Here is a 22,728-nt window from a genome sequence, read left to right on the forward strand (position 1 = left end):
TGGAAGATGCCCGCCAATCTCCGCTGACCCTTCTCCCTGCCACACAATTTACGCCTCAGAGCACCTCTGAGTGGCGTCGTTCGTGGACCGCATACCCTTCTCCAGGCGCTGGTCTTCGGTCTTGCAGTAACCCACCGGCGCCGCGACAATGAGTTCGCCGCGTTTGGCCTTCTCCCGACGAGCTTCGAGCGAACGCTGACGCAACAGATCCAGCTCGTATTCGTTCAGGCTGCCCTTCAAGCCGAGCAGCAAACGATCGTTGCTCTGCCGCGGTGAGTAGACGGTCTCCTGATCGACGAGCACCGTGTCGACGACGCGGCACACCTCAACCAGTTGCTGCCACTCGCGACTGTTGCGCGCGAATCGTGAAACCTCGCGAGCGGCAACTGCGCCGACGTGCCCAAGACAGACCTCTGCGACCATCCGTTCGAAGCCCGTGCGCGTTTGCGTTCCGGCCGCAGAGCGTCCCAGATCCTCGTCGATCACCTCGATCTCGTTCCAGCCCAACTGATGCAGACGATCCTGCATCGCATACTGCAGCTTCTGGCTCTCCAGATTGTGGCTGACCTGATAGGCCGACGACTGGCGCACGTACAGCATGGCCTTGCGCGCCAGATGCTGCGCCCGAATCTTGTCACTCATCGCGCACCTCCGGCTCGTGTACGGCGGCGAGCAGCCCGCGACGGTGTTGCCGCAGCAGTTGCGCCAGCAAACGCACCGTCTGCTGCCGGACCTCCTGCGGCAGGTGCGCCCATTGTGGTGTCTTCGGAAAGGGACGGAACAGGTCGAGTTGACCGCCCGGTTGGGGGTTTGTCTGGCGTCGCATCAGCACCTCCTGTACGGAGCAAAGGATGGTGCTCGGCTTGTACCATACCGCGCGGCGCGGCAGCAGGCGCCTGCGCCAGCAGGTACTTCAGTTCCCTCAATGCTTCACAGCTGACGGCGGGAGACGTTGCCGAGGTAATGCGACAGCAGGCAACGGGATCGAACATCCATTGCGGCACCTCCAGCAAGCCTGCCGTGTCGAACGACTCTCGCCCACAGCGCAACACTGACTCGGCGTTCTTCCTCTCTATCGTGGTGAAAATCCATACCGTGTGCCCGTACCACGGATGCCAGCGGTAGAGAACCTCCTTTGATTCGCTGATATGGGCGTTGTGTTGACGGCTTTTACAACGCCGTACGCTTGCATTCGACTTTGGGGTATCTGTCGCCCGTTGCCTACGAGGCGAAACCGACAGTGAAAGAACCTATCTGCCTGTCCGAAATAACTTGGCCACTACAGAACGGCCTTGATTCCGCGTCGGCTTCAGTTGTCATTTGCCACTACTGCATGCTGACCTGTGTTTGGGATAGCATGAACACGGGATCGTAGGGCCTTACGTTGAGCGCGCGAACATTTCGTCACCTTCTTCAGCGTGCGCACCGTTACTTGCCGAATGCTCCCGCGATGCTCGCCAACCAAAGCCTTGCTCGATTGAGTTGCCTTTTTTTCTGCGAGATGGCGTAACCCAACTGGGGCGTTTGTCTCGACCACAGCCGAACGCCGCCACAGAAGTTTCGTTGGCTGACTAAATTCGCGGTCAGCTACGGCCGCCTAACACGGTCCATTGATCGTATCGCCTTGGCAATGAAGTTATGCGTTGGGACCAATCATGGAGTGTGGCGTCTCGTTGCTGGGTTTGGGGCTTTTGCGAGCGCCCGTGCTGCCGAGATTGTTGTCGTGATGGAAGCGGTCGTCGCACTCTATTCTCGTATTCCGTGGGCACGCGAGCTCTATCGCCTACCGGGGGCGCCCGCGTTTTGGACCATAACCGCTGAGAATACCTCGTACCTCAAATTCGACTTTGACGCCTTGCTGCGACGATCATAGAGTTAACCAAATCATTCAGGAAAAGAGGCGGGCTTGATACGCGAAAACCATGACGTCATCATAGTTGGCGGCGGTGTTGTCGGCTGCGCATTGGCGCACGGGATGCTGGGGCGAGGGAAGCGTGCGCTTGTGCTCGACGGCGGTGATTGCGACCCGCGCGCGTCGAAAGCGAATTTCGGTCTTGTCGGCGCATACGGGAAGGGATATGGCGCGCCCCGCTACCAGCAGCTGTCACGCGAGAGCGTCGCACTTTGGTCCGTTTTCGCAACAGCGCTGCACGATGAAACTGGCATTGATGTCGAGTATGAAAACGATGGCTGCTTGCGCTTTTGCCTAAGCGAAGCGGATTTTGAAGAGGAAGCCGAATTCCTCGCGAGCTGGAATGCGCAAAGCCCGAAAATCGACCCGTGTTCGCGCATGATCGATCGATCGGTATTAGAAAGGCTGCTGCCTGGTACACGGCTCGGGCGGGAAGTGGTGGGGGCTGGAATTGGCGTTGCCGATGGCCATTGCAATCCGCTTAAGCTGTTGCGGGCGCTGCAGCAAGCCATTGAGTTACGTGGCGGCACTCTAGCTGGCAATCACACGGTGTCGAAGATTGAGCCATGTCCTGACGGTAGTCTTCGTGTTCATGTGCAAACCTCGACAGGTCCGCGTTGTTTCGAAACGGGACAGTTGATCATTGCGGCCGGGCTTGGTTCCACAGCCCTGGGGGCAATGGTGGCGCTCGACGTCCCGTTGCGTCCCCTGCGTGGCCAGTTGCTGGTCACTGAACGGCTCGACCCAATTCTGCGCCTCCCCGCTAGCGGCATTCGCCAGACTCGCGACGGTACAGTAATGATAGGTGTAAGTCATGAGGAAGTCGGTATGGATCTCGGTACTACTACCTTCACCGCCGCCAAGATGACAAAGCGAGCCCTACGAATTTTGCCGGACCTTGCTATGGCTCGCCTTGTTAGGCATTGGGCATGTCTGCGCATCATCACCCCGGACGAGCATCCGGTGTACGCACAATCTTCAACGTATCCCGGTGCCTGGATCGCGCTCTGTCATTCCGGCATCACCCTCGCGGCGGTTCATGCTGGACCAGTTGCGGATGCTCTCGCGCGCAACGTACTGCCAGAAAACTTCGAGTTCTTCCATCATAGGCGCTTTGATGTTTCGCAAGTTATCTAGTCCCGCCGGGGACGCCGTGGTCACGGTATCGATCGACGGCAGGCGTGTGAACGCCGAGCGAGGCGAATCCGTGGCGGCTGTCCTCGTGCGCGAGGACAACCCCGTCGCTCGCACCACGCCGCGAAGCGGCAGTCCACGCGGACCTTTTTGCATGATGGGTGTGTGCTTCGAATGTCTTGCTGTCGTCGATGGTGTAGCGTCCACGCAGACCTGTCTGACGATCGTGCGCGACGGGATGCGCATCCAACGCCAACACGGTCGCCGCAATCTCAGTGAGGCGATCGCTGAGTCAGAAGACGGTAGTGGCGATCTTCGTAGTGGTGAGGTGCATTCGTGATGCGAACGTTCGATATTCTGATTGTAGGTGCAGGACCTGCCGGCATGAGTGCCGCAATACGTTCTGCTCGTCTTGGAATGACCACGATTCTCGTAGACGAACAGCAGGCACCGGGCGGTCAGATATGGCGCGCCATCGAAGAAAACGTCCGACGCGGTGTTCATCAAGGGTTAGGCGCTGCGTACAGCGCAGGCGCGGCAGTGGTACAGAACTTTCGCGAATGCGGTGCGCACTACTTGCCGGAGACCCGTGTATGGCAGATCGAGCGAGCGGCTAGCCCGGGGAAACCGGCCGGTTCCGGGGAGTGGATTGTCTTTTTGAGCCGCGCGGATGGCGCCGAAAGTATTCGCGCGCGCCATGTGTTACTAGCGACGGGCGCACAGGAACGCCCCATGCCTTTCCCAGGTTGGACGCTTCCGGGTGTAATGACAGTCGGCGCCGCGCAGATTCTGCATAAAAGCGCTCACCAGATACCCGATCAACCCGTCTGGATAGCCGGTAGTGGTCCATTGCCACTGCTCTACATGACCCAGCTGCTCGACGCCGGCGGTAGGATCGCAGGTTGGCTTGACACGACTCCCCGCGGCGCCCTCCGTCGGGGCGTTCGGACTCTACGTGGCGCAGTTGACGGCTGGCATGATCTCCTTAAGGGGCTACTGTGGTCGGCAAGATTGCGCGGGAGGGGGTTCCCCATTGTTCGAAACGTCAGTAGCCTTCGCGGTTTCGGTATCGGCCGTCTTGAACAGATTGTCTATCGCACCGAGAACGGGCTGTCGGGCGATGTGGCTGCCGACATTCTTCTGGTTCATGAAGGCGTCGTGCCGTCTATACACTTCACTCAGGCGATGGGATGCAGCCATCGATGGAACGAAGCACAACTTTGCTTTGAGCCCGAAGTTGATACGTGGGGTGAAACCAGCACGACTGGTCTCTATGTCGCAGGCGACGGCGCCGGCATCGGCGGCGCGAAAGCCGCGTGCACACGCGGTGAACTTGCTGCTACCGGCGTCGCGCTTTCCTCGGGCGCACTCTCAGTCGAGCGCGCAAGCGAGCTTGCAGCGCCGCTGCATCGGCGGCTCGGACATGAGCTGGCGATGCGGCCTCTGCTTGATTCGATCTATCGGCCGCGTACGGAGATTTTCACGCCGCCCGATGAGACGATTGTCTGTCGCTGCGAAGAGGTAACCGCTGGCGATGTACGGCTGGCCGCGCAGCTCGGCCAGCCGGGGCCGAACCAGCTCAAAGCGTTCACGCGCGCGGGCATGGGCCCTTGTCAGGGTCGTCAATGCGGCTACACCGTTGCTAATTTGCTTGCATCTGCGCAATGTCGCTCCGTTGCTGCGGTTGGTTTCCAGCGCGTGCGGCCCCCACTAAAGCCGATAACACTCGCGGAGCTCAGTGCACTTGAAGAGTCGTCATGAGGGCGTGTGGGCATGCCTCGGAGCTCACGGCATGGCAATAAGAGAGTGTGGGTGCGGATGTTTCAGGTCCCGGAAAGGTGGAGCGTGTCGCGAGACTAATCGGATTTCCCCCTTTCTGAGAAGCGTGCGCCGCTGCACACGGCGCTCGTCGTCGAAGTTGCCGTAATGTCGCACATTGGACGTGAGCCGCAAGCAATCATTCCATCAAGCTTTCGCGTTTATGATCTGATGGGGAGGGCTTGCTGTTATTCCCCGACGGGCACTAATAGCGGCCCAATAGTTCTCCGGGATCATTCATAACGAATCTCCTGAAAGATTGATGTGAGCATGATGGTTCTTCGTCCAGTTGCACAGGCCAGATGCGCTTTGCCGATCGCTGTTGTCCGGCGTGGATTTCTGGCTGGTTGTACGACTCCGGATCAAGGAGAAAGTGTCTCATTAACGGACATCCAGATCGGCGGTGCCGTCTGCTTGTACTACCAGGTGTCTGACATGATCGGCACAGCCCCGTTGCCTTTGCAGCACGGCGCACGCACCCTCGACTTACAAGAGAACTGCCTGCTGCAAAAGTTCCAGCGCCTTCAGTTCGTCCAGTCGACCCGTCCGTGCCTTACCTGCCAGCGTCTTGATCAATGCTTCGGCGATTGGCGCGATGCCGTGAAGATTGTCCAGGCTTGTCGCGGAAGCGGGTTGCGTCGCCGGATCTCGCTGCGACGTCGCGGCGACTGGCAGCGGCTCACTTTTTGCCGCTGGGACGGACGGTAGCCCACTATCGCCGTTGGCGGCATTGCGACCGGCTGGCTCGTCGGAGGCATCGCCTGAATGATTTCGCTGGCTGACACCCATCCCGTTCGCTTCTACGGAATCTGCGGAAACAGGCGAGGCGCTTTCCAGAGCGCTCGCGACACCCGTGCGCGGGCGTGGGCCGCGCACCTTTGCCTTCGCATCTGCCGCCTTTTCCCGCAGGCTTTCGCTGGATGCGTTGGCGAGCGGCTCCTGTCGTTCAACAGGCTCGCGACCGCGCGAAGCAGGGGTCAGCAAACGCGACACCGATTCCGGAATCTCCGCTTCGGATCGCGGCGTATCCAGCCAGCCAGCGGGCAGGCCAAGCCGCTCAGTGAAACGGTTTGCTTCAACACTGTCCATGCGCTTCTTGCCATAAAGTCGATGGGCCATGTTCGATCCGCTCATGGACATCACCACACCCAACCTTGCTTTCGATCCGTTGCGACCCGTGAGAACGTGGAGGTTATCCCGTCGAACTTTTGCGACCGTGGCCTCGTCTTCCAGCGCCAGCGGTTGCTGCTGGATTGCTTCAGACGCTGCTTTCTGTTTCGATCGCGAAGCTTTGTGCGGTACAGCGGCGTCGAGCTGCAGGGTCGTTTCGCGTCTACTGCTCCTGGCGTTCCCCGGCGACCCGCCAGTTGCTTTCTTCGGCATTTCCGTTTCCTTGGACAGGTTATCTTCAGTAGATGATGGTTGGCCGCCGTCCGGTGCAAGCACCGTGTTGGATTCTTCAGTCACGATTTCCCGCTCATCATCCAGGCTCGCGAAATCAAGCGGCGACTTCAGGCGCGCTATGGTTTCGACCGAGAGAACCGGATGGGGCTGGTCAAAGAAGCCGTGCGGTAGCCCAAGCGTGGTTTCCATGTGAAATGCGGTCTCGGGCGTGAACCGTTCACCTTTTGTCAGTTCAGCCACTCGCGTCATGCTGGATTGAAGTCCTAACGCGATGTTCTCAGCACCCACAGCATCGACGAGGAACTTGAAGGAACGTGTTTTGAAAATCGAAGCGGTTTGTGCGGAGTCTCGAGGCGGCGCTTTCGCGTACGGTTGCCCCTGCCGGTTGGCTGGAGATTTTTTCACGTGACGGGGCTGACGTTGCGCGCTGTCACGAACTCCCGCATATCGTCCGCGGGTTTGACTCATAAAGTGGGGCTCCGTGCGGTCGTTGATGTTTGACTTCCGGACTATAGGCGAGGCAATGATGACATCACGCGTCCATAATTTCGTCAGCAGCTCACGTCATTTCTCCTCGTGCACGCCGATTTGATCTGACTGTTTTTGAACCGGTAGGCACCTGTTTGCTGGAAGCTTTTGTCGGCTTCCTGGCGACCTTTGGTGCGTTCTTCTGAGCGGCGGGAACGTTCACGCGCGTCTTGATAGCAGTCGGTGTTTTTTTCTTGGACCGACGAGCTTTTTTCAGCTTCCGTTCTACCTCGGCGAGTAGCTCGGCGGGCGAGCATTTCAAAGCGGTTGCCAGTGCGAACAGCATCGTTAGCGTTGGCTGGTGCTGGCCGAGTTCCAGCATGCTGACGTAGTTGCGACGTATATTGGCCTCGAAGGCGAGCTGTTCCTGCGTTAGCTCGGCGTGAATACGGCGCTCGCGCAGAAGGGCGCCAAAGACTTCGGCCAACTCCAAATTTCTCTCCCAGTGAAATGGGAGTACTGTCCAATCGGCGCTATAATTTGTCTTCCCAGTACACTGGGAATTAGATGGTTGGTATGTTGGCGAAGTCCTTACCCAGTAAGGATGTGAGAATTTTTTGATGTCGGCGTACGTGCGCGAAGCGATGGTGCTCCCGAAGAAAGCGCGCGTCGGCATCAGGTGGTTGATTTATCGCGAAAGCGTTTGAGGTCGTGGTTGAATGTTTGTGACTAGTGAAAAGAACCGTTTGCCTTCGTCGGCAGTGCCGTTTGAGCCTGAGGGCGCAGGGGTGTGGGGGGTTATCTCGCAATTGATCCCGCGGGATGTACTGATCCTCCGGGTCTCGCCGCGGGGTTCGCGGGCCGTGCCGACGATTGTGATGATGGACCTGAGCGGAAGCGCGCCGTCGCTTGACCAGTTCGCGGGCGGGGATGTCGTACTGCGCGACGCGGCCGTGCTGAGCACGAAGCTGGCACGGGAGGTCGACCAGTGGACGCTCGAACCGCTGAGCGAGATCCGGGTGAGGGCAACCGAGCCCGAACAGTACAGCCAGGGCGAGCGACTGGTGACGGTGACCCGGTTCACGACGTCGGCAGGACGCACGTTCTCCGTGCCGTACGCGCTGGCGACGCGCCCTGCGCGCGGCAGGCGGTTATGGCGGGCGAAGGCGCCAGCCGTCGCCCGTCGCTGACCGGGGCTGGCAGCGGATGCACATCCGGAGGTGGGGTGATAATCCGCCTTATCGCGGCCAGCGCACCACCGGCGCATCGGCTGCGGCCTCAGAAAGGGATCGGCATGAGCAGACGCAGGCGGGCGACAGCGCTTCCAGACGAAACCGCCGAGGCGCTGCGCGCGCGGCTGCGGCGCTTCGTGCGTGCGACCCGCGACGACGTGACCGGGGCCGTCCCGATCCCGTTTCCCGCACACGTGACGGTGCTCGCCGGGCCGCTGCGGCGGATCCGCGGCGCGCGCGAACACCGCATGGTGCCGGGGCCGGAGGTGCGGGCCGGGTCAGACGCGCGCAGGGAAGACGGCGACAAAACCCGATCAGCCCCGGGCGGGTTCGCGCTGGATGACACGGGGCGAGCCGACGGCCAAATGACGAAGTAGCGGACATGACGGATACACACTTTCACGGCGCATTGCGCTGGCCACTGCCGGCTGAACCCGAGCCGCAGGCCGGCTGGAACAACCGGTATTTCCTCGACACGGAATTCACCGACTTCCGGCAGTGCCAGCTGCTCAGTCTCGCCCTCGTGGGCGAGAACGGGTACGAGTTCTACGGCGAGCGGACCGATTTCGATCCGGCGTGGTGCAGCGACTTTGTCCGCGCCGTGGTACTGCCGCAGCTCGGCCAGTTCGAGGGGCGCGCGATGCCGTTTGCAGCGCTGCGCGAGGCACTGCGCGCATGGCTCATAGCGGTGCCGGGCGACTCCGGGCCGGTGCTGTGCTACGACTACGAGACGGACCTGGCCCTGTTGCGGTTCCTGCTGGGCGGCCCGCTGCCGCGTGGCTGGCGGCTCGAGAACATCGCAGGCACGCGCAACCCGCAGCGGCGCGCCGCCTACTACGCACGCCATGGCGGCGAGCACCATGCGCTGCATGACGCGCGCGCCAACGCCTATGCGTGTACCGGTTGAAGCCGGGCGGCTGCCGGCCGGGCCGTCGTCCGGTCTGCGGACGTGCGGACGCATTTCTTCGCTCAGACAGAAACAGCCTCATGAGGGGGATCAGGATGGCCGGGATGCGTGTGTGGATTCCACGATCCGACGTACCGCGGATTGCACAGCGCCTGCGGGACCGACGCAAGGCGTTAGCGATCACACAGGACGATCTCGCGGTCAGGGCGGGGGTGGCGAGAGTGACCCTGGTGCACCGGGAGCAGGGGCGGTGGCCGCACACCGTCGCAGCCGTCACCGTGAACGCGCTGGAGGCGGCCCTGCAGGTGCCGCCGGGATGGCTGCTCGGTCCTGGGACGCGACCGTTGCCGGACCCCGTGTTCAATGCAGCGGATGCCGTCGCCCGCGAAGGAGAGGGTGACAGCGAGACGCGCATTCCCCCGTCCCGGTGCCGGGAAATCGGCCCCCACGCGCGGCGGCTGCGCAGTGAACTGGGCCTGGGCGTCGCGGAGGTGGCGCGCGCCTGCCATGTGTCCCGTCCCACGCTGTTGCAGTGGGAACACGGGACGTTTCCGAAGGCGCTCACCGTGGCGCGCCTTCGCACCTGGGAGCGCGCCCTGCTGCTCGCGCCCGGGCAACTGCTGGCGCCGCCGGCGTCGCATCCCGGGGTAGGCGATGGCCGCTGGCGTGTGACGATCGGCACTGAAACGCTCGCGGCTGCCATCCATCGCGTCGCGGCGTGCCTCGCCACCCGCGGACGCAACCTGCTCCAACCGGAGCAGCCGCTCGATGCACAGGCCGCGCGCGATGCCGACCTGCTGGCCCACCGCTATGGGGTGGGCGCGCATCGCTGGCCACTGGTCGACGTGGCCGTCTCATACGGGATCGATCCGTCGCACGCACGCCAGACCGTCGCGCGCATGGTCGCGCGCGCGGCCGGGTTCGCCTTCAGGATTGCGGTGCTGGATGACATGCTGGCGGTGGGCGCGGCGGGCTTTTCGTTCACGACCGCCGTTGCCGATGGTCGCATGCGTGACCTGCTGGGGCCTTCGCTGTCCATGGAGCACGCTGCGGCATTCGCCGGCGACATACTGTCCCGGCGGATCACCGGTGCTGATCCTGGCAAGGCGGTGGCCGGCACCCGCGGGCCGGCGAAAGCGGCGAACCCTTCGCTGGCCGCGGACGTCGTCTGTGTGGCGAAGGAACATCGCCTCGAGAGGTCATAAGCGGCGCAACGGGGCGTACGCAGCGTCGCGCCCGGCCGGCAGGACGGGGTATGGCGGAAGGAGAACGCGAAAGCCATCGAAAGCGACAACGCCTGCGTGGCGCAGCAGGGGCTTCCACGCGACGGCTACTGGAAGTTCTGACGGGGCGTTCTGCTGACCGGGCGGAGCCACCGGGACGACCTGATTTGCTGGGGGGCAGGCGATCGCGGCGCAGGTCCGGGTCCTCGACCCGATGCGCGCCCGCGCAACTGCGGTACCGGATGACAAGATCACAAGGAAAGGCGAATGCTTCGAATCACCATTGAATTGCTGCCCGGTGGACGGGAAGACGGAAAGCGGGTCATCGCGACGGCGGACATCGCGCGCGTGAGTGGCGGCGCACTCGCGGACTACAGGGTGGCCCTGGACGATGCGGTGCTCCGGCAGGTCGGCGAGCGGGCCACGGTGCGCGGCTATCCGAGATGGGCGGGCAGCGTATGGGATCTCGTTGCGCGCTGTGTTGCCGCTGCGCTGAATCAGGGCCGCGAAGCCCTGCCACCGCGACCCGCGCCACCGCAGGTGACGGTTCACGTGAATGACGCAGGCTACCGTTACGTGCGTCTCGAAGAGATTCCCGAGCCTGCCAGAAAGTACTTCGACAGGAAGCTGGCCGGTTCGGGCATTCCTGACCACGGCTGTGCTTTCGCGCACGACTGGTTCGACTTTCTCAACGGCCAGCGCTGATGCCAGAGCGGTGCGCCGTGCCTTGTAGCAAGTTGCAGCCTCGCGCACACAACATGTCGATCAGATCGAACCAGCCGTCGCCGCACTCGAAACCCCACAGGGAGAAAACCGTTGGGACGGTATCCAGATCATCAGCGACTGTCGGGTTGACGTCGAAGATGAGCGGGTATTTTGCCCGCAGGATGCCTGACAGTTCCTCGCGCACCGTTCTCTCGCTCCCATTCCTGTACCGCCATTGCAGCAACGGGATCGATTGTCCCATAGTGAAAGGCTCTCCGGAACCCGAGTGCGGTGCACGGTCAGTGATGAGCGATGATGGCGTTCTCGAATGCGATGTAAATTTTATAAGCGTCAGGCAGCACGGCCGCTCGGCCAACCTGCTTCTCGCCATACACCCTATACGCCGGGCATCGGAGATTGCGACAATGGCGCTCCCTGGAGCATATTGCGGTTATCGACTCGAGTCTGTCATGGCCGCATTCAGATCGGCTGCTCCATCGGGAAGAAGGAATAAGGCCGGAGCACCTCGCGAACATTTCTGGCCAACCGGGATCGCATGATGAACAGTGAAATGAGAGGCGGCTGTCAGTGACGCCGCAGACCGCATCCAGTATCTGCGCGATTGGCCGCCGACAATCAGGGCATCGGCTAAACTCTCGCAAAAGGGACAGGGATTCATGAGTACCAGGAACCACATCAGGTATCAGGCGAAAGAGGGTGATCAGCCCGGCTGGGATCTCTACACCGAGATTTTCGAGCCGGAGGACGTCGTGTATCTCGAGCTCAACGGAGTAGCCGCTGAAGTCACGATGCTCGGCAACATTGAGCGCGGCCCGGGCGCGGTGCTGTTGCGCCTGCCGGTCGACACCGCGAAGCAGCTTGGTCTGGTGCCGCCGGACTGGGAAAAGTCGGACTGGGCGAAAGGATAGGTCATGCGCGAATTCCGGGACAGGACGGTGCAGGAGGTCGCGGCATGCACATGCGACCGCTGCGGCCGGCGCATGACGCCCGTTGACGATCAGTGGGAGTGGTACGAAAAGATGTCGCTCGATTGGCATGGCGGCTTTGGCTCGATTTTCGGCGACGGCGCCCATGTGAGCCTTGACCTTTGCCAGCAGTGTGTCCGCGATACGCTGGGGCGTTGGCTTCGCGTCGATCCGCCGTCCGGACCGGATGGCTCAATGCAAGCCCTGAAGGGCGTCGTGCCCCGACCCAATGCGCCGGTATCTGTCGACAGGATGAATCCCTGGGAATTTCACGAGCGCGACTAGAGGGCTTACCGCTCCATGCGGCTCCGCGCGTCGCTCAGACTGCCGATCATGGATTGCCGTTTCTCACGGGGCATCCCGAACTCACCGTCGCGACACTCAGGCGGCTCGTTACCTTCGGTTGAACAGGTTAGCCTTATCGCTGAACGAGTCTTGTCGACCGCATCGCCGCCGGTGCGACGTTGGGAGTTCAAGCGCAGGTAACAAGATGGACCGGTCGTTCATGACGGCGCCTCAGAGGCAGCAGCTCGGCCATTGCAGACGCTCAGCTACCGACCCTCATCGGGCGGCTGCACGGTACTAACCGGCCGTTCGCCCGAGCTGGCTCCGGAGCGACGACTCTCACATCGGCGAACGCGTACTTACGACCCGTTGCAGCCGGTCGAGCAGTCTCTGTTCTAAGGGTAGGTATCGGAGTGGAACGGTCATTCCGTGCCGTCGCCTGGCGGGCAAGTCATCGGCCTCTGCGGACGCTTAGACCCGTGAGTTGGTGAGGCGGCTTACGCCGTGCAAGGATGACGTCTTGCTCGACCCTCGAATTGCTCTCGAATTTAAGTTTGATTTCTCTATAAGCAATCAGCTTGTCGTTCACCAGATCGAAAGGAAGCGCCCGCAAGGTTAGGGATGGTGTTCAGAACTCGTTTTGCCGCACTGAGCCATCCACATAGGGCCGATGCGGTGGAAGCGGTGCGGCACCTGGCTCGAATGCAGCGCTACGTTCGGCATAAGGAAGGCGCCGATTGCCTGCCCGCGCGGGCGGCTTTTGCGCTCATGCAGCGGCCTCGCGCATCAGTCGTTCGCGCGTCATCCACAGATTGCTTAGAGCGAACAGCGTGTGCAACTCTGCGGGTTCTTCATCAAGCCGCGATAGCGCACCTTTAGATGCCACCGTGCGCGGCGATGAACATGGCGACGGCCGACCGGCAATAGGATTCGATTTCGTTGTCATCCTCTGCTGTCGCCTCATCGAAGCGTGCGACAAGCAGAAGATCGGATCCTTTGAAAAGCGCGGCAAACAAGCGGGCGGATCGGAGAGCATCGGGTACGTTCAGAATCGCTTTCGCGTGCAACTGACGCAACACGGCCTCGATTTGGGCGATGACATGGGCGGGCCCGGCTTCGTAATGGAGCTTGCTTAACGACTTTTGATTCGTCTTGTCGGCCAAAACCATGGCTTCGACACTGCGGACGTCCGGGCTCAACAGCGTGCGAAGCAGGGATGATCCCACCGCCATGAGCTGATCTTCGGCTGAACCGTCGACGCTTTCAGAAAGGGCCTGGGGTGCAAATTGATGGCAGTGGGCCACCATGGCCGCGCTGAACAGCGCCTCCTTGTTCTCGAAGTGCCGATAGATGCTGAGCTTGGATATCTTCGCCCGCTGCGCGACCTTGTCCATGGTCGTCGCTTGAAAACCCAATTCCACAAAGAGTTCGCAGGCGGCGTCGACGATCGTTTGGCGAAGCGCCTCGTTGGCGGGCCGGCCGCGCCGGCTCTGGCTGTTTTCGGTCACAATAATTCCAGTACTTGACAGTATTCAAATTCTCGCACTACGATACCGCGCAGTATCTTAAATGTGCAAGCCAAGGATAGGTTTCAACCAGTTGCCCAAATCAGGTTTCCCCGGGGCGCCTGGCGATATCGAATGCGGGATTGTGGGGCCGATCAATACAGCCATCAGCAACTTTCTCGCCAATGCCGAAGCCCTACTCGCTGACCGTCTCAAGCGCGTATCGCTGGACGATATTGCACACCACGCCCAGCCCACCCCTCCAATCACAACACGGAGCCCATCACCATGGATGACGTCATCATCATCGGCGGCAGCTTTGCCGGCCTCGCCGCCGCCCTGCAGCTCGGCCGTGCCCGCCGCAAGGTCACGGTTCTCGATACCGGCCGGCCGCGCAACCGCTTTGCAGGCCACTCGCATGGCTTGCTCGGCCACGATCACAAGCCACCGCTGGACATCCTGGTCGAGGCGCGGCAGCAGTTGACGCGCTATCCAACGATCAGGCTGGTCAATGCCCGGGCCGAGAGCGTGTCTGGCGCCATCGACGATTTCTGCGTCGTCACTGACGATAACGAAAGCCTGAGGGCGCGCCGCCTGATCCTGAGCTATGGCGTCGCCGACCAGATGCCTGATGTTCCGGGCTTTGCCGAAAGCTGGGGCACGTCCATCGTGCCCTGCCCCTATTGCGACGGCTTTGAAGTCGCCGGCCAGCATTGGGGCCTCGTCTGGTCCAGCCCGCAGTCGCACCAGTCTGCCAGGCTGTTCCGCGATTGGACGGACAAGCTGACTGTCTTCGCCGATGGTCATGACATTGCGCCCGATATCCAAGTCGATCTGGCGCGTCGCAACATACCTGTCGTCGATGGCCGGATCGTCGAGATCGCCCATCACAAGGGCCATATCAACACCGTCAATCTCGATACCCGCCGCAATGTCGCGGTCGACGTCCTGTTCGCCCATCCGCGCAACAAGCCGTCCGCACGCCTGCATGAATCACTGGGCCTCGCCACGGTCGATACGCCCACCGGCATCGTCCTCAAAGTCGACGAGCGCCGCCAAACCAGCATGCCCGGCATCTACGCCGCTGGCGACCTCGCCACGCCCTTCTTGCCCTCGGTCACCCAGGCTTCATCGCAGGGCGCGATGGCGGGTATCTTCGCCCAGCAGTCGATGGTGGTTTGAGAGCACAGATCCCTGCTCTTGTTGCGTCGTCGCCTTCGAAAAGGTTGGCGTAAATCGACGCGGCGAAAGGCGGATCGTCGAGTCAAGGAGATGACATGGCAAAGCAAAGTGCTGATCAGGTGGGTGACTGGAATGGTCAAAGCGGGGAGCGCTGGGTCGCCAACCAGGCGCGGCTCGACGCTCTGGTGGCGGTGTTCGGCCAGGCCGCGATCGAAGCCGCCGCGCCCGCGACGGGTGAGCGCGTGCTGGACATCGGCTGCGGCGCGGGTGCGTCAAGTCTGGCTCTGGCCGCTCGCGTCGGCGCGGGGGGCCAGGTGCTGGGCGTGGACATATCCGAACCGCTGATCGATCGAGCGCGCGCGCTTGCGCGCCACGATACGCCGGCCCTGTTTCAGGTGGCCGACGCCAGCAGCGCAGAGCTGCCCGAAGGCGCGTTCGACATTCTGTTCTCGCGTTTCGGCGTGATGTTTTTCCCCGATCCGACAGCGGCGTTCGCCCATATGCGACGCGCGCTCCGGCCGGGCGGCCGGGTCGCTTTCGTCTGCTGGCGCGGTGCGGCCGAGAACGATTGGATGCGACTGCCGGTGGGCGCGCTCAAGGACATCGTCCCGCCGAGCGCGCTCCCCGATCCCGAAGCGCCCGGCCCGTTTTCGTTCGGCGACCGGGAGCACGTGGCGCGCATCCTGACGGCGGCCGGTTTCACCGAAATCGTTATCTCGCCCTTCGACGCGGCCGTCCCATTCGGCGAGGGCGAAACGCGGGACGCGGCGATCGACGACGCAGTGAGGATGACGCTTGAGGTCGGCCCGCTGTCGCGTGCGCTCGCTGGTCAGCCCGACGACATCCGCGCCCGTGCCTCCGCCGCAGTTCGTGCCGCCTTCGCGAGCCTCCCCGGCGAGGGGTCGGTGATGATCAACGGCGCGGCATGGGTCGTCATGGCACGAAATCCGGCAAGCTGACAGGGATTAACAGGGGAGATGCCTCCGCTCGGTGGAACAGGGCGTCTTTGGCCGGCCAGATTGATGTCCCTTCTGGCCGCTGAACGAGCGCTCGCCTTGCGACAATCAGATGGCCGGTTGCGAAGCAGAGCCGACGCCTGAGCGGCCTTCCGGCGGCGCATGTGACCGGCAGTTTGTGGCCGACCGCTGTCCGACGCGGAAGACCATGATCGACCCTCAAGGGACGGTCGATTTACCTGAAAGCGGACCCTCAGCAAGCACTCAACCGACGATCTCCGGTTGAAACGTCAAAGCAGCGGCTTGCACATGTGTTCCTCGTCATAGAACCGTCCGTCGACTTGCATAGCACGCGGCTCTAATCCGAAGGTCTGAAAACCTTGCGATACATAGAGACTTTTTGCAGCAACGTTTTCTGCATTTACGCATAGCATCAACTGGATGCTGTTCCATTTCTCAGTTGCGTGCGCTGTCGCAGCCGCCAGAAGTGTTTGGGCAATTCCTTGCCCGCGGTACGAAGGGTTCACGAACACGCCCCAGATCGTGGCCTTGTGGGTTACCTGGTGCAGCGGCTCGCGACGTATGCCCGTGATGCCGGCCAACACTTCGCCGTCGAAGGCGCCAAAGACGGCCTGTGTGGGCGTCGCCTGAATGCGATCGGCGGTTTGTTCGATCGACCGCGCCATTTCCTCTTCGCGCGTTGGCCATATCGATGTAGGAGAGCTTTCCACGGCGAGAAGACGCAGTGATTTGAAAAGCTCGGCGTCGGGTGCAACGAGAAGGCGGATATTGATCATGCCGATGCTGGTAGTCGTTGACTGAAGACGCCTACGTTACCTGATAGGAATAACGCCGAGCAAGTTCTCACTCCCTATCTGGGCCATCCGACGTAAACGATGGGATTGTTGACGATCTGTGAGTTCCGCCTGAAGGTCGGCTTCTGGCCTGTCAGGGTCTCGTGCATTTTGAATATATGGCCGATGCATCGAAATTACAGGTAGTGCGCATCTGATCGCAAAGGGATAAGCCGCGAGACACCAACAACCCCAAGCGGTCTCGAACCAAGCTGGGATTTATTTTGTATCGGCGCGAAGCGACGTGTCAGGCTGCGATGTGTTTCTGCATGAACACACTGAGTGGGTCGTTCGCGTACGCGCCAAACGGTCCCCGACGCTCGTAGCCGGTTGATGCGTACAGCGCCAGCGCCTCATGTTGGTATGGTCCGGTTTCGAGCTTGATCAGCTTGCAGCCACAGTCTTTTGCCCGTGATTCAAGCTGCGCCATGAGCTTCTTCGCGACACCTTGACCTCGGCCGCGAGGACTGACGTACATGCGTTTAAGTTCGCCGAAATCAGAATGGAGGACTATCGCCCCACAGCCGATTGCCTGGCCTTCACTGTCCCGCGCAACGGCGAACAGGACATTGGGAAGCTTCAACGACGCGAGGTCGAGAGAGTGCCTGCTCTCCGGCGGGTACAGGGTATCTTGGTACGCGTCCAGATCTGCAATGAGGGCGATTACGTCAGGTTGATCGGGTGGTTCGAAGGCAATAGTCATGAACGTGGGTACATGGCGAATGGGGAGTAGATTGCCGGACGACGAGCGATGACGGCGGCTATCTGTATTCATTCGGCTATTGTCAACGATCCTTCGGGGGTTGTCGAAGCTCTCAAATTGGCCGATCCGCGCCCGACGACCGAGCGCGACGCTCATCCTGGCCGCGCGTGCAATGCAAAAGGCATGTGCCGACCCACAGGAGCCATTCATCACTTTCCCAAGCGGACGTTCGCAAGTGTCCGCGTAGGCGCAGAGGTGCCAGCGGTTAGGATTTGCTGCAGAACTTGCCGTACGGCGTCCGATCGGTAATCGAGCGCTTGTTGAGCGAGGCGTCTCGAAGCGCCGTCGCGCGGTCGGTCAGCGGTTTGGCTTCCGCGTAGCGTCCTGCTCCAGCAAGGGCGCGCGCGTACTCGTTCAGAATATCGGAATACGCGACAGGTGCTTTGTCCGCGACATTCGCTCCGTCCAAGAACGGCATTGCGCGTTCGAAGTATGCGGCGGATTGCGAAAACTTCTTCTGGTCCAGATTCAACCGAGCCAGTTCGATCAATGACAGAAAAAGAGGTTGGCCTGCTTGTTTGTCAAGCTGGTAAGCCGCGTTAAGTTCGCGTTCGGATTCGTCAAAGAAACAGGTGACGCCCAACGAACGCCCGTATTCGTAGTGTGCGATAGCCCTGCTCGCTGGAGGCAAGTCCGCCTGATCAGCGTTCAGCGTTGCACGGGCAAAAGCTCGACGTGCGGTGTCCCAATCGCCGCGCCGCTCGGCTGCCGCACCAACCGCAGTGTAATTGGTGGCCACCCGTTCGCTGACTGCCGAAGCGCATCCGCATAGAACAACGCTTAGGATGAGAACCGCGACAATCGCCTTCATGTTTTCTCAATGACAGGGATAATTGTTGTCGAAATGAACGTCACTCAGACGGATCCACGCAGTGCCGCACATAACCCTTTTTCAAGGCACATGTGAAAGACTGTCGTATCAAATCTAACGGCTCGTCAGAGAGAAACTTGAGCGTAGCGCCGATGGTTCATTGCAGAAATGCTGGGTCAAGTTCATACGGAAACAACGGAAAGCGTGCGCCACGCGTGGGCTTCGTTTGTTGACGATCCAAGTAACCCTGTCGACCGGCCGCTTCTGGCCGGAAGTACGCATTGACCCAACCTGCAGGAAAACTGCCGATGACGACTCCAATGCCCCTCTGGAGAGAGTTCGCTGAACTGGCGCAATCGGCCATCTGCGGTCGTTCGTCTGTGCATTCACATGGACATTCAAACGTCGCAATCCCCTGATGGCGGACATTGAGGTGCGGACTGGATCCAGCAATTCATCGACCATCCCGGTCCATCAGGCAATCGGCGAAGCTTCCGGTGTCGGCAGTCTTCTTACTGGAATGTTGAACGGGTCGATGTCAATCCGCAGCGGAGGTCGACTGTCAGAGGTCCTCCGACGTTGGTCGCGTCCAGCCCACGAGGTAGATTTTAGCAATTGGCCCGTGCGTAGTCCTACAATCGGCGGTGTCGGAACACGCCGACAACCATTCGATGGTCGAAAAGCCCTTCTGGCTCACAACGCTTCATTAGCTGCCGCCTCGGTAAATATCAAGCATCAGTGCTGGGCCGCCATTTTTCTGAAAATCTTCCAGCTCGCGCATCACTTGCGCACGTGTTTTTCCAACGGGCACGGAGGGTGCCGGTGTGACGGCCGGAACCGCGACCTCTGAAACCTGCGGGGCGTTGCCATCCGTTACCGCCCCCTGCTGGTTGATCGCCGTTTGGGCGAAGCATCCGTCTGCTGTGACTCCAGCTATCAGGGCCAGACAGACGGTGATCGATTCATAAAGTTTCATGGGAGTACTCCCTCGGAGTTTAAGAGATCGGCCTGTGCATCTTTCGCCGACCGACAGCAGTCTTCGCACGAACAGAGACAGGTTCGGCTCGTTGCGACGATCAACCGATCTGGATGCACTCGACGAATGCCTTTCCAGCGTTGCTGTCATATTCATTGTTGGTCAGGCGAAACGCCGTCACAACGCACATGCGTAGGCGACGGACCAGCAACGCAGACGAAAGATGTATGCAGTCCCGCTGGCTCATCCCGGGGACGTATCAGCTATTCGCCTTCAATGATTGCGGAGCGCCATGCTGAACCTTCCAGTGCGGGCAAGGACACATCCCGTAGTTGATACATTTGTGGCTGATCGTAGAAACCGCGACCTGTTATTCTGTTTTTATGTGGTTACGCACGATGGTGTTGTGCGCCCATGACCACCGGCGCCCCGTTCGCTGGAGTGTGCCGTCTTACTCCGTTAGCCACTTTCGGTGGGGATCTGTCTAACCCGTGGTGCGCCGATACAGCCTCTCGACGTCGCGCACAATCCGCCCACGGTGGCTTTCCCGGTTCAAGCAGCCTTATGAGATTGTCAGGCTTCGTAGTACGCAGGTTCAGTTCGGCGGCTCAGGAACACGCGTTCCGGATGGACTACGCGAGGCGCTTCTTCGGACAGCGGAGGCTCGCCATCACAATCTTCACCGCGTTGTGGGTCGTGTTTTCCATCCACGACCTCGGGCGGTTAGACGTACTCGATCCCTCCCATCTGCACCACAATGAACTCATTCTCCTGAGAATCGCCGGGACGATCGGCATGACGGTGCCCGTGCTGTTGTGGATCCCACACGCCACCGACGAGCGCTGGGCCGTCGGGCTGCTCAGTGTCTGGACGCTCGGTTGCTGGTTCGCGGTCCTGAGAATGGTACAGCTCTATCCGGGCGACCTAGCCTGGCGGGAAGCTTACCCGATCCTGACGTTTGCCCTTTTCATGATATTCATGGCCTTCCGGCTTCGCGTCATCACGGCGGCGTGGCTGATCGGGCTATGCGTCGTCAGTTACCTTGTCATGCTCTATCTCAAGCCCGGTGGCCAGAGCGTCGACGCGCGCGTGGAGTCGGTGATTGCGCATGCCACGATGGTGCCAATGATGTATATCGTCGGTTTGCTAGTCAGCATTCCGCTGGAACGTGCCGCGAGGCGCGAATTCATGTATCGGCGCACCTTGCGCGCGGCCAAGGCGCGCGTCGAAGCGGCGTCGCGCGCAGTCAACGAACAGAACCTACGCATGCAAGACCTCGTCAGGGAGAAAGAGCGGTTCTTCTCATCGGCGTATCACGACATCCAGCAACCTCTCGCCGCAATCAATCTCTTCATTCGAAGCGCCCGGACGAAGGCCAGGGACGGATACGCCGTGGATCGCGACCTGGATGTCATCGAGGAGACCGCGTGCGACCTTCTCGATATGTTCAAGGACATTCAGGACTATAGCGAACTGGGTTCATACGTTCCGCACCTGGCGCCACTCGATACGCAGACCGTGCTTATGGAGGTCTTCGAGCAATACCTTGAACCGGCGAGATCGCGAGATATCGAATTCAGAATCAGCGAGCGTCGGCGCCACCCTCCACCCATTGAAAGCGACCGCTCCTTGTTCAAACGAGCATTGGCCAATCTTGTATCGAATGCGATCAAGAACACCTCCGCGGGGGGAGTCGTAATCGGCTGGGTGCTGATTGGGGAACGGCTTCGCATTGACGTATGGGACACGGGCATCGGCATCTCGCCCGCGCATCGGAATGCGATATTCGCCGAGTACTATCAGATTAACAACCCTGGCCGCGACCGGTCGAAAGGCCTTGGACTTGGGTTGTCTATCGTCAATCGGGTTGTCGGAATTCTGCCTAAGCACAGCATGCGTTTCTGGTCGGTCGAAGGGCGCGGGTCACGCTTCTCCCTGTACGCTCCGATATCGCAATTAGCACCCGTGATCGTGATGGAAGATCAAGCGAACGCAGCATGCACGTCCATCCTTAACGGCAGATACATCCTGCTTTGCGACGACGAACCGACCGTTCTCGAAGGTCTGCGCCGATTATTCCTCAGTGCTGGCGCATTGGTGGATACCGCCGGATCAATGGCGGGATTCGAAGCGATTCTCGCCGACGATGGCCGCGCACCCGACATCATTGTCACGGATATCCGGTTGCGCGACGGGCCGACTGGCATTGAGGTTGCCGAACGGATCAGGCAGCATTTCGCCTGGGCGGGCGTGCTTCCCGTCGCATTCATCACTGGCGAACTGGTGTCTCCGCACGCACTTCGCGATTTCACCGAGCCGTTCGTGCTGTTGCGGAAGTCTTCCACGCCGGAAAGCACGCTCGCTGAAGTCAGTCGGTTCGTTGCTGCCCAACGGCCGGCGGGCTTCGATCATGTACGGGATCCGTGACTGGCGGGACGCCAAGTTTGATCCCTTTATCCGCCAGCATGACGATGAGTTCCGTACGGCGCCGCAGATTGAAATGCGCGAGCAAATGACTGACGTACTTTCGTACCGTAATGTCTTCGAGCCCCATTCTCAGCGCAATCGCCTTGGACGGAAGCCCGCGCACCAGCCACGCCAACGTTTCGAACTCTCTCGGAGTGAGTCCCAGCTCGGATGCGCTGCTCATTTCCGAATTACCGCTCGGCTGTGCCTTCCCAGGCCCACTTACCGGAGCCCCGTCCGTGCCCATGTCACGCCTGAGCCTCGCGATGCTGGCGGCGGGCAGGAACACGCCCCCGGCAAGCACTGCGCTTATCGCTGCATGAAGGGCTTCAGGAGGTGACGACTTGGGTACATATCCCATCGCGCGAAGTTCGATGCACCGACTGATGGTTTCCACGCTCTCATCGGCGGATATCACGATCACCGGTAACGACGGGCGCGACTCCTTCAGTGTGGCAAGCGCGCCGCAACCGTGGCCGTCGGGAAGATCGAGATCGAGAAATGCGATGTTCAGGAGCTCGCCAAGCGCATGCTTCACGCCTTGAGACAACGTACTCGCGTGCAGCAACTCGATGTTCGGAAAGAACTCTCTCAGCAGCAGCGCCAATCCGGCTCTGAACAGCTCGTGATCGTCGACGATCAGTACGCGCATCTCATCGTCTCCCAGGACCGCTTTCGAAGCGAGCTGCAATTACACAGCTGATGATGCTACCTCCGTAGCAGTCGTCCGCTATGTTCAACACGAATAGTACACGCAGGGCCCCTATGTCACGGACGGTGGCGACTGACCCATGTGGCGTTGCCTCGAAAGTGGCGGTTTTCGCCCGTCACCCGACACCCACCGCCTGACCTGATGGGCGAACGGCTGGAGGACTTTGAAAGGAGCCGTTTAGGTCGCGCGAGAGCGGGGGGCGGCAGTGGGTCGACCTTCGCCTGTCGGCGAGCCGACGAGCCACCGTTCAGCAGTTGATAACACCGGCGAATGTGATTGACGTGTAGAACGGTCTCCAAGCATGGGGCGCTAAAATTGTACGTCGCATTGGTCCGTCCGTTCCGTGGAACCGATTGCCCCATCCCGATCTATCAACGGCAGGCAACCATGAACACTCACTACGCGTGTTTCGTTCGTCCGGCGCTGGCT

The 22,728-nt window shown here is 60.8% G+C and carries 24 protein-coding genes and 2 pseudogenes; 14 read left to right on the forward strand and 12 right to left on the reverse strand.

From position 1 onward, the window contains the following. Positions 1-48 precede the first annotated feature (48 nt). A complete protein-coding gene (locus tag HDG33_RS35210) occupies positions 49-642 on the reverse strand; it encodes a recombinase family protein (protein WP_260330702.1) in 594 nt (197 codons plus the stop codon). Then, on the reverse strand, positions 635-826 hold the full coding sequence (locus HDG33_RS35215; RefSeq protein WP_133660304.1) for a hypothetical protein: 192 nt from the start codon (positions 824-826) through the stop codon (positions 635-637). Before HDG33_RS35215 ends, HDG33_RS35210 begins: the two co-directional genes overlap by 8 nt. 1,080 nt (positions 827-1,906) lie before the next feature. On the opposite strand from HDG33_RS35215, the gene HDG33_RS35220 reads away from it, so the two are divergent. Genes HDG33_RS35220 through HDG33_RS35230 form a run of 3 tightly spaced genes read left to right on the forward strand, consistent with a single transcriptional unit; the run spans position 1,907 to position 4,807 of the window. Then, the gene (locus tag HDG33_RS35220; protein ID WP_221311639.1) at positions 1,907-3,049 is read left to right on the forward strand and encodes an FAD-binding oxidoreductase; all 1,143 of its coding nucleotides are present in this window, start codon (positions 1,907-1,909) and stop codon (positions 3,047-3,049) included. After that, the gene (locus tag HDG33_RS35225) at positions 3,030-3,386 is read left to right on the forward strand and encodes a (2Fe-2S)-binding protein (RefSeq protein ID WP_184040579.1); all 357 of its coding nucleotides are present in this window, start codon (positions 3,030-3,032) and stop codon (positions 3,384-3,386) included. Before HDG33_RS35220 ends, HDG33_RS35225 begins: the two co-directional genes overlap by 20 nt. Next, positions 3,386-4,807, forward strand: coding sequence for an NAD(P)/FAD-dependent oxidoreductase (locus HDG33_RS35230; RefSeq protein ID WP_184040582.1), 1,422 nt, complete (start codon positions 3,386-3,388; stop codon positions 4,805-4,807). Before HDG33_RS35225 ends, HDG33_RS35230 begins: the two co-directional genes overlap by 1 nt. Before the next feature lie 543 nt (positions 4,808-5,350). Here the strand turns inward: HDG33_RS35230 and HDG33_RS35235 are convergent. Next, positions 5,351-6,736, reverse strand: coding sequence for a hypothetical protein (locus tag HDG33_RS35235; protein WP_184040585.1), 1,386 nt, complete (start codon positions 6,734-6,736; stop codon positions 5,351-5,353). 91 nt (positions 6,737-6,827) lie between these two features. Further along, positions 6,828-7,229 carry a helix-turn-helix domain-containing protein gene (locus HDG33_RS35240; RefSeq protein WP_260330703.1) on the reverse strand — a complete coding sequence of 134 codons (402 nt, stop codon included), beginning with the start codon at positions 7,227-7,229 and terminating at the stop codon, positions 6,828-6,830. A gap of 385 nt (positions 7,230-7,614) precedes the next feature. On the opposite strand from HDG33_RS35240, the gene HDG33_RS35245 reads away from it, so the two are divergent. The 6 genes and pseudogenes from HDG33_RS35245 to HDG33_RS35270 all read left to right on the forward strand — a co-directional run bounded on the left by HDG33_RS35245 (position 7,615) and on the right by HDG33_RS35270 (position 10,803). Then, positions 7,615-7,926, forward strand: coding sequence for a hypothetical protein (locus tag HDG33_RS35245; RefSeq protein WP_260330704.1), 312 nt, complete (start codon positions 7,615-7,617; stop codon positions 7,924-7,926). A 104-nt stretch (positions 7,927-8,030) separates the two neighbouring features. Continuing rightward, positions 8,031-8,345, forward strand: a complete 315-nt coding sequence (locus tag HDG33_RS35250) for a hypothetical protein (RefSeq protein WP_184040590.1) — start codon at positions 8,031-8,033, stop codon at positions 8,343-8,345. A gap of 5 nt (positions 8,346-8,350) precedes the next feature. Further along, complete coding sequence (locus HDG33_RS35255; protein WP_184040593.1) at positions 8,351-8,875, forward strand: 3'-5' exoribonuclease; 525 nt, start codon at positions 8,351-8,353, stop codon at positions 8,873-8,875. Positions 8,876-8,979: 104 nt separating this feature from the next. Further along, positions 8,980-10,080: a helix-turn-helix domain-containing protein gene (locus HDG33_RS35260; protein ID WP_184040596.1), complete on the forward strand. Its 1,101-nt coding sequence runs from the start codon at positions 8,980-8,982 to the stop codon at positions 10,078-10,080. Between the two features lie 36 nt (positions 10,081-10,116). Next, positions 10,117-10,221: pseudogene (locus tag HDG33_RS38525) on the forward strand (type II toxin-antitoxin system CcdA family antitoxin); the annotation flags it as partial. A 144-nt stretch (positions 10,222-10,365) separates the two neighbouring features. After that, positions 10,366-10,803, forward strand: coding sequence for a hypothetical protein (locus HDG33_RS35270; RefSeq protein WP_184040600.1), 438 nt, complete (start codon positions 10,366-10,368; stop codon positions 10,801-10,803). Here HDG33_RS35270 and HDG33_RS35275 read toward each other — a convergent pair. Continuing rightward, positions 10,787-11,065, reverse strand: a complete 279-nt coding sequence (locus tag HDG33_RS35275) for a hypothetical protein (protein ID WP_221311640.1) — start codon at positions 11,063-11,065, stop codon at positions 10,787-10,789. The two genes, HDG33_RS35270 and HDG33_RS35275, sit on opposite strands and share 17 nt — an antisense overlap. 415 nt (positions 11,066-11,480) lie before the next feature. Between HDG33_RS35275 and HDG33_RS35280 the strand changes: the two genes are divergently transcribed. Together HDG33_RS35280 and HDG33_RS35285 are read left to right on the forward strand one after the other, a co-directional pair. Beyond that, positions 11,481-11,732 carry a hypothetical protein gene (locus tag HDG33_RS35280; RefSeq protein WP_184040605.1) on the forward strand — a complete coding sequence of 84 codons (252 nt, stop codon included), beginning with the start codon at positions 11,481-11,483 and terminating at the stop codon, positions 11,730-11,732. A gap of 3 nt (positions 11,733-11,735) precedes the next feature. Then, positions 11,736-12,074, forward strand: a complete 339-nt coding sequence (locus tag HDG33_RS35285) for a hypothetical protein (RefSeq protein WP_260330705.1) — start codon at positions 11,736-11,738, stop codon at positions 12,072-12,074. Between the two features lie 766 nt (positions 12,075-12,840). Here HDG33_RS35285 and HDG33_RS35290 read toward each other — a convergent pair. Together HDG33_RS35290 and HDG33_RS35295 are read right to left on the reverse strand one after the other, a co-directional pair. After that, positions 12,841-12,962 (reverse strand): annotated as a pseudogene (locus tag HDG33_RS35290) (IS5/IS1182 family transposase); the annotation flags it as partial. Further along, complete coding sequence (locus HDG33_RS35295; RefSeq protein WP_184040608.1) at positions 12,950-13,582, reverse strand: TetR/AcrR family transcriptional regulator; 633 nt, start codon at positions 13,580-13,582, stop codon at positions 12,950-12,952. The gene HDG33_RS35295 and the pseudogene HDG33_RS35290, both read right to left, overlap by 13 nt. A gap of 285 nt (positions 13,583-13,867) precedes the next feature. Here HDG33_RS35295 and HDG33_RS35300 point away from each other — a divergent pair, with 285 nt between their 5' ends. Both HDG33_RS35300 and HDG33_RS35305 read left to right on the forward strand, forming a co-directional pair. Next, positions 13,868-14,761 (forward strand): NAD(P)/FAD-dependent oxidoreductase, encoded by an 894-nt coding sequence (locus HDG33_RS35300; protein ID WP_184040611.1) that lies wholly within the window; start codon positions 13,868-13,870, stop codon positions 14,759-14,761. Positions 14,762-14,856: 95 nt separating this feature from the next. Next, on the forward strand, positions 14,857-15,720 hold the full coding sequence (locus HDG33_RS35305; protein ID WP_026226061.1) for a class I SAM-dependent methyltransferase: 864 nt from the start codon (positions 14,857-14,859) through the stop codon (positions 15,718-15,720). Positions 15,721-16,007: 287 nt separating this feature from the next. Here HDG33_RS35305 and HDG33_RS35310 read toward each other — a convergent pair whose 3' ends face one another. The 4 genes from HDG33_RS35310 to HDG33_RS35325 all read right to left on the reverse strand — a co-directional run bounded on the left by HDG33_RS35310 (position 16,008) and on the right by HDG33_RS35325 (position 19,121). Beyond that, a complete protein-coding gene (locus HDG33_RS35310; RefSeq protein WP_184040614.1) occupies positions 16,008-16,514 on the reverse strand; it encodes a GNAT family N-acetyltransferase in 507 nt (168 codons plus the stop codon). 304 nt (positions 16,515-16,818) lie between these two features. Beyond that, positions 16,819-17,430, reverse strand: a complete 612-nt coding sequence (locus HDG33_RS35315; RefSeq protein ID WP_311548419.1) for a GNAT family N-acetyltransferase — start codon at positions 17,428-17,430, stop codon at positions 16,819-16,821. Between the two features lie 109 nt (positions 17,431-17,539). Further along, the gene (locus HDG33_RS35320; RefSeq protein WP_184040616.1) at positions 17,540-18,145 is read right to left on the reverse strand and encodes a hypothetical protein; all 606 of its coding nucleotides are present in this window, start codon (positions 18,143-18,145) and stop codon (positions 17,540-17,542) included. 706 nt (positions 18,146-18,851) lie between these two features. Then, complete coding sequence (locus tag HDG33_RS35325; RefSeq protein WP_184040619.1) at positions 18,852-19,121, reverse strand: DUF4148 domain-containing protein; 270 nt, start codon at positions 19,119-19,121, stop codon at positions 18,852-18,854. Between the two features lie 627 nt (positions 19,122-19,748). Between HDG33_RS35325 and HDG33_RS35330 the strand changes: the two genes are divergently transcribed. Beyond that, a complete protein-coding gene (locus HDG33_RS35330; RefSeq protein ID WP_184040622.1) occupies positions 19,749-21,548 on the forward strand; it encodes a hybrid sensor histidine kinase/response regulator in 1,800 nt (599 codons plus the stop codon). On the opposite strand, the gene HDG33_RS35335 is transcribed toward HDG33_RS35330, so the two are convergent. Further along, on the reverse strand, positions 21,490-22,239 hold the full coding sequence (locus HDG33_RS35335) for a response regulator transcription factor (protein WP_184040625.1): 750 nt from the start codon (positions 22,237-22,239) through the stop codon (positions 21,490-21,492). The two genes, HDG33_RS35330 and HDG33_RS35335, sit on opposite strands and share 59 nt — an antisense overlap. Between the last annotated feature and the right edge of the window lie 489 nt (positions 22,240-22,728).

The sequence above is a fragment of the Paraburkholderia sp. Cpub6 genome (genome assembly GCF_014201065.1).
Classification (GTDB): Bacteria; Pseudomonadota; Gammaproteobacteria; order Burkholderiales; family Burkholderiaceae; genus Paraburkholderia; species Paraburkholderia tuberum.